The 7524-nt window shown below is 38.3% G+C and carries 7 protein-coding genes; all 7 read right to left on the minus strand.

From position 1 onward, the window contains the following. Nucleotides 1-69 precede the first annotated feature (69 nt). Entirely contained in the window at nt 70-1230 is a 1161-nt protein-coding gene (locus tag NSA47_RS07915; protein WP_257530723.1) for a UxaA family hydrolase, read from the minus strand. A 7-nt stretch (nt 1231-1237) separates the two neighbouring features. Beyond that, a complete protein-coding gene (locus tag NSA47_RS07920) occupies nt 1238-1525 on the minus strand; it encodes a UxaA family hydrolase (RefSeq protein WP_257530705.1) in 288 nt (95 codons plus the stop codon). Between the two features lie 33 nt (nt 1526-1558). Next, the gene (locus NSA47_RS07925) at nt 1559-2836 is read right to left on the minus strand and encodes a nickel pincer cofactor-dependent isomerase, group 22 (RefSeq protein WP_257530707.1); all 1278 of its coding nucleotides are present in this window, start codon (nt 2834-2836) and stop codon (nt 1559-1561) included. A 240-nt stretch (nt 2837-3076) separates the two neighbouring features. Continuing rightward, nucleotides 3077-4477: a GntP family permease gene (locus NSA47_RS07930; protein ID WP_257530709.1), complete on the minus strand. Its 1401-nt coding sequence runs from the start codon at nt 4475-4477 to the stop codon at nt 3077-3079. A gap of 639 nt (nt 4478-5116) precedes the next feature. Beyond that, entirely contained in the window at nt 5117-6295 is a 1179-nt protein-coding gene (locus NSA47_RS07935; RefSeq protein WP_257530711.1) for an acetyl-CoA C-acetyltransferase, read from the minus strand. A 24-nt stretch (nt 6296-6319) separates the two neighbouring features. Further along, nucleotides 6320-6733: a MaoC family dehydratase gene (locus NSA47_RS07940; protein WP_257530713.1), complete on the minus strand. Its 414-nt coding sequence runs from the start codon at nt 6731-6733 to the stop codon at nt 6320-6322. A gap of 69 nt (nt 6734-6802) precedes the next feature. Beyond that, the coding region (locus tag NSA47_RS07945; RefSeq protein WP_257530715.1) for an electron transfer flavoprotein subunit alpha/FixB family protein at nt 6803-7524 on the minus strand (722 nt) is incomplete at its 5' end.

Raw genomic sequence — 7524 nt, forward strand, 5'->3', positions numbered from 1 at the left:
CTCCAGCATCTAATTTCTATACCATCAGATATTTTGTATTCTAATTATCCCATTGCGTTTGCGCTAATTTTAGACATAATTGCATGCCCGCATTATCGCTATTTCCATATAGCCTAGTTGTTCTGCTTTTGTTTGTTTTCCACTGGCTACTTCTTGTACTTCCTTTAGCAATATATTGCCTAATTCATCTAATGTTTGTTCCCCATATATAAATCCCGAACAATCAATATCTATATTATCTTCCATCTTATTGTAGGTTTCTCTATTCCCTGTAATCTTAATGACTGGTGCAACTGGGTTTCCAGTTGGAGTACCTCTTCCTGTGGAGAATACAACGATTTGTGCTCCACCTGCAACCATTCCCGCTATAGATGATGGATCATTTCCTGGTGTATCCATAATAACAAGTCCTTTTTCTATAACATCTTTGGCATAATCATAGACTTCATTTATTGTAGTCGTTCCTCCTTTATGAATACAACCAAGGGACTTTTCTTCTAAAGTGGTTAATCCTCCAGTTTTATTTCCAGGAGATGGATTTCCATCCCTTACCCTTTCTCCTATTAATTCTAAACTTTCCTCATATCTTTCTATAATCTCATAGATTCTCTCTTTGACTGCCTCGTTCTTTGCTCTTTTTGCTAAAATATGTTCTGCACCTATTAATTCAGTAGTTTCACTTAGAATGGATGTACCACCCAAATCAACTATTTTATCACTGAGACTGCCTATAGCTGGATTGGATGCAAGACCACTTGTAGTATCCGACCCACCACACTCTGTGGCTATAATCAATTCAGACATGGGAAATTCTTCCTTTTGGAGCATACTGGCCTCTGCTAATAAATTTTTAGCATATCTTACAGCTTTTTCGATGGTTTTTAAAGTCCCACCTTCTTCTTGAATAATCAAGGATTTAACTGGTTTATTGGTTCTTTTGCTAATTTCCTTTAATAATAGATCCATCTGCGCATTTTCACACCCTAATGACACTACAACCGTTCCATATATGTTGGGATTTGCAGCAAAGCCACTCATTACATCTACAGTGAGTTGTAAATCTTTTGGAGGTTGTGAACATCCATTTTGATTATTAAATGTTATGGCTCCATTCACTTGATTTGCGATAATTCTAGTGGTGTCAGAAGCACATACACTAGCAGGTAAAATCAAGATATGATTTCTAATACCAACTTTTCCATCCGGACGTTTATATCCCCAAAAATTCATATTTTTATTAGACATGTAGATCCTCCCTTACACTTTCGACATTATGTTCATGTACATGGCTCCCTTTCTCAATATCCTCAGAAGCTTGTCCTATATGCTCCCCATATTTTAAAATAGGCTGACCTTCTTTAATCGGTTTAAGAGCGATTTTATGATACATAGGTATGTCGTTAAGTGCTTCAAAAAGCATATCCTTTTTATCCAAAGTTTTAAGGGATACCATTTCACCCTTTGCGATTTCTTCTATGGCAATAGCTACCGAATCATTTTCATGAATAATTACAGCATTTAGCACTGAATTTACCCCCTTTATCTATATTCTTTCTATCTATAAATGTAAGTTACCCTCTTCATCAAATGGCCATTTTTCAGGTTTACCTACGACCTCAATATCTGGATTTCGTGTCGCTTCTTCTAGCATTGCTTCTGAGATATAAATGTATTCCAGATGCATGGTGTCTTGTATTCTCACAATCCTTGAATTTAATTTATCAGCGTGATTGCATGTCTTTAATGCTAAACGAATTGCTTCTTTATCGGTTTTTAGATATAGGGGTATCTTAACCATATTGATTAGTGTAGATGTGATGGCATTGGGATAGGTTATTTCTAAATTCATCTTATCCACTAAACGCTGAGTGGTAATATCCGCCATTCCTATACCATTGGCATTGCCATGGGTTTCATTGGTCAAGTCTAAGACAACTACCCTTTCAGACTGTATGCCACCGGAGGCATAGGGAGTGCCAAACCTACCTGAAACATTGGGGTCCATACCATCTCCACTACAGTTTTTTCCAATTTTATCTACAATCAATACATCTGCGGATTCAAAAAGAATCCTTCCCATCATTCTTTTTGCTTCTAGGAGAAGCTCAGGTTCTTTTTCAAGGATTTCCTCATTGGTCAGACCTATAAGTTTGTAGGTTTGATCAAAGGCATTCTCAATAATTCCTAATCCACAGATTATATTTGCATTCTTGCGAATTGCATTACCAAATAGGGGGACTAAATGAGCCATTTTACCAAATCCTGCTTCATGGGTTACCTCTGCTCCATGCTGTTTACCTAATCCAATGGTCATCATTTTCATTAATCCACTTTCATAAGAGCCTTGAAAAGCAGTATGCGCTTTAATTCTTCCGCATACAATAATGGCATCTGCTTCTGCTGCATGTTTATCAATAAGTACTGGATGCCCCTCAGCTGTTGACCCAATTTGTTTGGTTTCCATAGAAGAAATCACTGGACAATCTAGAAACTCCTCTGTAACACCATAATCATTGAGAATTTGTTTTTGTCCCTCTGGGGTTGCACCTCCATGGCTGCCCATAGCAGGAATGACAAAAGGTTGCCCTTGACATTGTTTAACAAAATCTACAATAGCTTTTATAATGATATTTATATTGGCAATGCCTCTGCTTCCACAGGTAATCGCTACTTTCATACCCGGTTTAATTTGTAATTTGATTTCTTCCCGTTGAAGTTGGTCGTAGACCACTTGGGGGATTTTTTCCTCTGATATGTGGGATCTGTCAAAGTTTTGCTTAATTTTCACCATTTTGGGAAGTTCTACACCTTGAGTAAGTTTTGATACTACTGACATTTTAACCCCTCCTCGATTATTCAAAATATTTTCGTCCTTCTTGTCCTTTGAAACAAGAATTTAAACAGAAGTTTTCATCTTTCCCTAAAACTTCTGTACAATTGCTTTTTTATTATGATATAGAGCAAAGCATAGATATTCATTCCACCATCATTTCTGATTAGACAATTTTCATATCTATGCTTTACTTTTGGCATAGGCAGCTCTTGATTATTTATATTTTTAAAAGAATAAATTTTTTTATGCCATAGGGAATAATAGTGCTGCAGTAATTACACATATCATTTCTATAATGGTGGAAATACCTATTGCTGTGGTATAAGTTTTCAACCCTCCAGTAACAGATAAACCTGAAAGATTTGTTGCTACCCAGAAACCACTATCATTCACATGGCCTATACTATTTCCTCCAGCTAGACAAGCAATAGCTATGTAAACAGGATGAACTGGAACGGCTACTGCGATAGGTGCTAAAATAGCCATGGAAGTAAGTCCTGCAACTGTACCAGAACCTTGTGCAACTCTGAAGATAAAACCTATGAAATAAGCAAATAAGAGAACCATAACTACATTATTTGTATCTATTCCCAATGCAGAGATTAGGTGATTTCCAATGTCCGTGGCTTTAATAATGGCACCAAAGGACCCACCTGCTCCTGTAACCAATAATACAATTCCAGCCGTTTTTAATCCTTCATTGGCACACTCATCCACACCTTTTTTACCTAGATATTTATATCCGATTAAATAAGCAACTATAGTCCCAAGTAAGATAGCAATTAATTTATTACTCATAAATTCGATGAATTGGGGTAAGTTTTCCCCATAAATCGCAACTCCAATGGTTCCTGAAAGAATACAAAGAACAGGGATTACAATTGGGCACATGGAGAATAAGAATCCTGGTTTATCACTAGAAGTTCTTATCCTATTTTCATCCGAAGCAGCTATTTCTTCTGTAGCAAGCGATGCTAGCTTTTCAGTAACGGGTGAACTATGATTAATATCTTTTTCTGGATTCCAGTATTTTGTCTTAGTCAAGATCTTCGAATAGATAAATACCGTTGCCGTCACAGCAATCGCTCCAACAATAAGTCCTACAATCAACATGGTTCCGGTACTAAATCCGAAAATATCCCCTGCAGCCAATGGAGTAGGGGTGGGTGGAACAAGGCTATGGGCGATGGCAGCACCTGCAGAAAGAGCTCCTGTTATAAAGGGTATTGGCTTGTTTAATTCCTTCGCAATAGCAATACCGATGGGGATTAAAATAATAAAGGTTACATCAAAGAATACCGGTATGGATAATACAAATCCTGCTACCCCAACGGCATAAATAGCTATTTCTTTTTTAAACTTACTAACAATGCTTTCAGCTATCACTTGAGCTGCACCCGTATCCGATAATAATTGACCTAAAATAACACCAAGACCTATGGGTAAACCTATATCTGTCATCATATTCCCAAAACCAGTGCTAATTATGCCAGCAGACTCAGCCCAAGTGAATCCTGAACTTACACCCATATATAAACTGGCTAAAACCATAGATAATGCTGGGTTTGCCTTTAGTAAAACAATACCGATAAGGATAATTGCTATGGAGATGACTAAGTTAAAAACCAACAATGTACTCGACATATTTAATGCCTCCCCGACTAAATTTTTGTAAATAATAAACTATCCAATGTTATACATCATCATCATAAACCTTATGCCTGTTCATATGAATAATGATCTTACTAAATGCAAGACATTCATTATGCTCTTTGTATATAGCTACAGTGTATATCACCCATAATATGGAAATGACTTTCTAAAAATCGTTCCTAGCAATCAAATGATGTATAATAGTATGATATGTTTTTTCCATCTTTGCTATAGGTTATATGACGTTAATATAATGTATAAGCTTTTTTATATACCTTTTGCTTCTCTTTTGTGTACTGCTAAAGCTTGCCATGAATCAAATTCCATAATCTAAGGTTTTACACTCTTCCCCCTTTCTAATTTCATTTTGTTCGTATTTATACACATCGTACCCATATACGTACTACACCCTTATTTTATCACTGGCTGTCGACATTGTCAATAAAATTACAATGTTTCGGCAATCGTTTTCATTACCACAATTTCCCTCATTCATTCTTCTCTAAAGTCAATACGGACAATGAAAATAATCGTCTCATATCCTTTATGCCGTCTAAGGAGACACTCCTATGTTCTAGATATAGAAAAAAGATGTTCATTTATCATAAACATCTTTTTCCTATGAGTTGTCTATCTTTCCACCACTAAAGCGGTTCCTTGACCTCCACCTATGCAAAGGGTGGCCAAACCTGTTTTTGCCTCTCTCTTTTCCATTTCATAAAGAAGGGTAACTAAAATTCTTGCTCCAGAGGCTCCGATAGGATGACCTAGAGCAATGGCTCCACCATTTACATTGACTTTTTCAGTATCTAGGCCCAAATCCTTTACTACGGCTAAGGACTGGGCAGCAAAAGCTTCATTAGCCTCTACAAGGTCTAAGTCTTTTGCCTCTAGTCCTGCTCTTTGAAGGGCTAATTTGGTGGCAGGTACAGGTCCATAACCCATAATTTTTGGATCAAGGGCTGCTGATGCGTAAGATCTTATAATAGCTAAGGGTTTAATCCCCAATTCATCTGCCTTTTCTTTGGACATGACGATAATGGCCGCTGCACCATCATTGATCCCCGATGCATTTCCTGCGGTCACTGTCCCATCCTTTTTAAAGGCAGGTCTTAATTTAGCGAGTTTTTCTATCGTGGCGCCATGTCTTGGATGTTCATCTGTATCTACAATGATTGGATCTCCTTTTCTTTGGGGAACTTCTACAGGGACAATTTCTTCTTTAAATCTTCCTTCTTTTTGTGCTTTTTCTGCCCTTAGCTGGCTCTTTAAGGAAAATTCATCTTGTTGCTCCCTTGTGATATTCCACTTTTCTGCCACATTTTCTGCGGTTATGCCCATGTGATAGTCATTAAAAATATCCCATAGTCCATCATGTACCATGTAGTCTACAATTTTCCCATCGCCCATTCTTTGGCCCCATCTAGCGGAAGGGAGTATATAGGGAGCATTGCTCATGCTTTCTGTTCCTCCTGCAAGGACGATGTCTGCATCTCCTAGCATAATGAATTGAGCCGCCATGCTCACAGCTCTAAGGCCAGAACCACAGACTTTATTGATGGTCATCGCTGGCACAGATTCAGGAATGCCTGACTTTATCGCTACCTGTCTGGCTGTGTTTTGTCCCAATCCTGCAGATAAAACATTTCCTAAAACCACTTCATCAATCATTTCAGATTGAATCCCTGCTCTTTTGATGGCTTCCTTTGCTGCAACAGCTCCTAAATCAATGGCTGATACTTTAGATAAAGCTCCTCCAAAACTTCCCACTGGTGTTCTCGCTGCACTGGCAATAACTACTTCTCTCATAGTTTATCCCCCTATTTACATTGTTTACTTTGGTGGCATCACCAAAGCATATCCTTCTAATACCACTGTTCCCTCTTGATTGGTACAATCTGTTTTTAGTCTTACCATTTTGTTTTTTATAAACTCTACTACCTCAACTTCAGCAGTGATGGTATCTCCAAATCTTACAGGAGATACAAATTTTAATTCCTGTCCCATATATATTGTGCCCGGTCCTGGCAGCTGCATAGCAAGAACAGCAGATACTAATCCCGCAGTAAGCATCCCATGGGCTATTCTTCCTTTAAACATAGTTTGTTTAGCTACTTCTTCATTAATATGCATAGGATTTAGATCGCCGGTTATTCCTGCATACATATAGACATCTGTTTCAGTTATTGTCTTACTCACAGATGCTCTATCCCCTATTTTTAATTCCTTTATGGTTTTTCCTTTCACCCTCTACACCCCTTCCTAATTATCTTTCCTAATGAATAAACCTACACCACCATCTTAGATAATCACAAATTACTTTTTAGCATCCATTTCTACTTTAATCTTTTCCGTAAGTATGGGAAGGATTTTCGTTGCATCCCCCACAATTCCATAATCTGCTACTTCAAATATGGGGGCTGAATCATCCTTGTTGATGGCAATGATAATATCGGATTCTTCCATGCCTGCTAAATGCTGGATGGCACCGGAAATTCCACAGGCAATATATAGATTGGGACGTACAGTTTTTCCCGTTTGACCCACTTGAATGTCTTTTTCTACCCAACCAGCATCCACACTTGCTCTAGAGGCACTGACTTCTCCTCCTAAAACCTCTGCCAGTTTTCTTAACAGTTCAAAGTTTTCAGGACTTCCCATTCCCCGTCCTCCAGATACCAAGACCTTGGCTTCTTGTATATCGATTTTATCGCTTACTTTCTTGATTACATCCATTACTTCTACGTACTTGGCATTTGCCTTAAATTCATGAGCAAATTCTTCCACAAGGGCTTTTGCCCCTTTGATCGGTGTAATCTTTTGCATAACCCCTGGACGCACGGTGGCCATTTGTGGGCGATAATCTGGGCAAAGTATGGTGGCCATGATGTTTCCCCCAAAGGCGGGTCTAGTCATTCTCAGGTTTTTGCTCTCTTCATCGATTTCTAGTTTTGTACAATCTGCCGTTAGTCCTGTATGTACTCTTGCCGATACCCGAGGGGCTAGATCACGACCGATGGCTGTGGCTCCATAGAGTA

Source organism: Irregularibacter muris, assembly GCF_024622505.1.
Lineage (GTDB): Bacteria > Bacillota > Clostridia > Eubacteriales > Garciellaceae > Irregularibacter > Irregularibacter muris.

Excerpts from the sequence above, each read along its gene's own strand:
- NSA47_RS07915 (WP_257530723.1), bottom strand. The coding sequence starts at position 1,230 with ATGAATTTTTGGGGATATAAACGTCCGGATGGAAAAGTTGGTATTAGA.
- NSA47_RS07925 (WP_257530707.1), bottom strand. The coding sequence starts at position 2,836 with ATGTCAGTAGTATCAAAACTTACTCAAGGTGTAGAACTTCCCAAAATG.
- NSA47_RS07930 (WP_257530709.1), bottom strand. The coding sequence starts at position 4,477 with ATGTCGAGTACATTGTTGGTTTTTAACTTAGTCATCTCCATAGCAATT.
- NSA47_RS07935 (WP_257530711.1), bottom strand. The coding sequence starts at position 6,295 with ATGAGAGAAGTAGTTATTGCCAGTGCAGCGAGAACACCAGTGGGAAGT.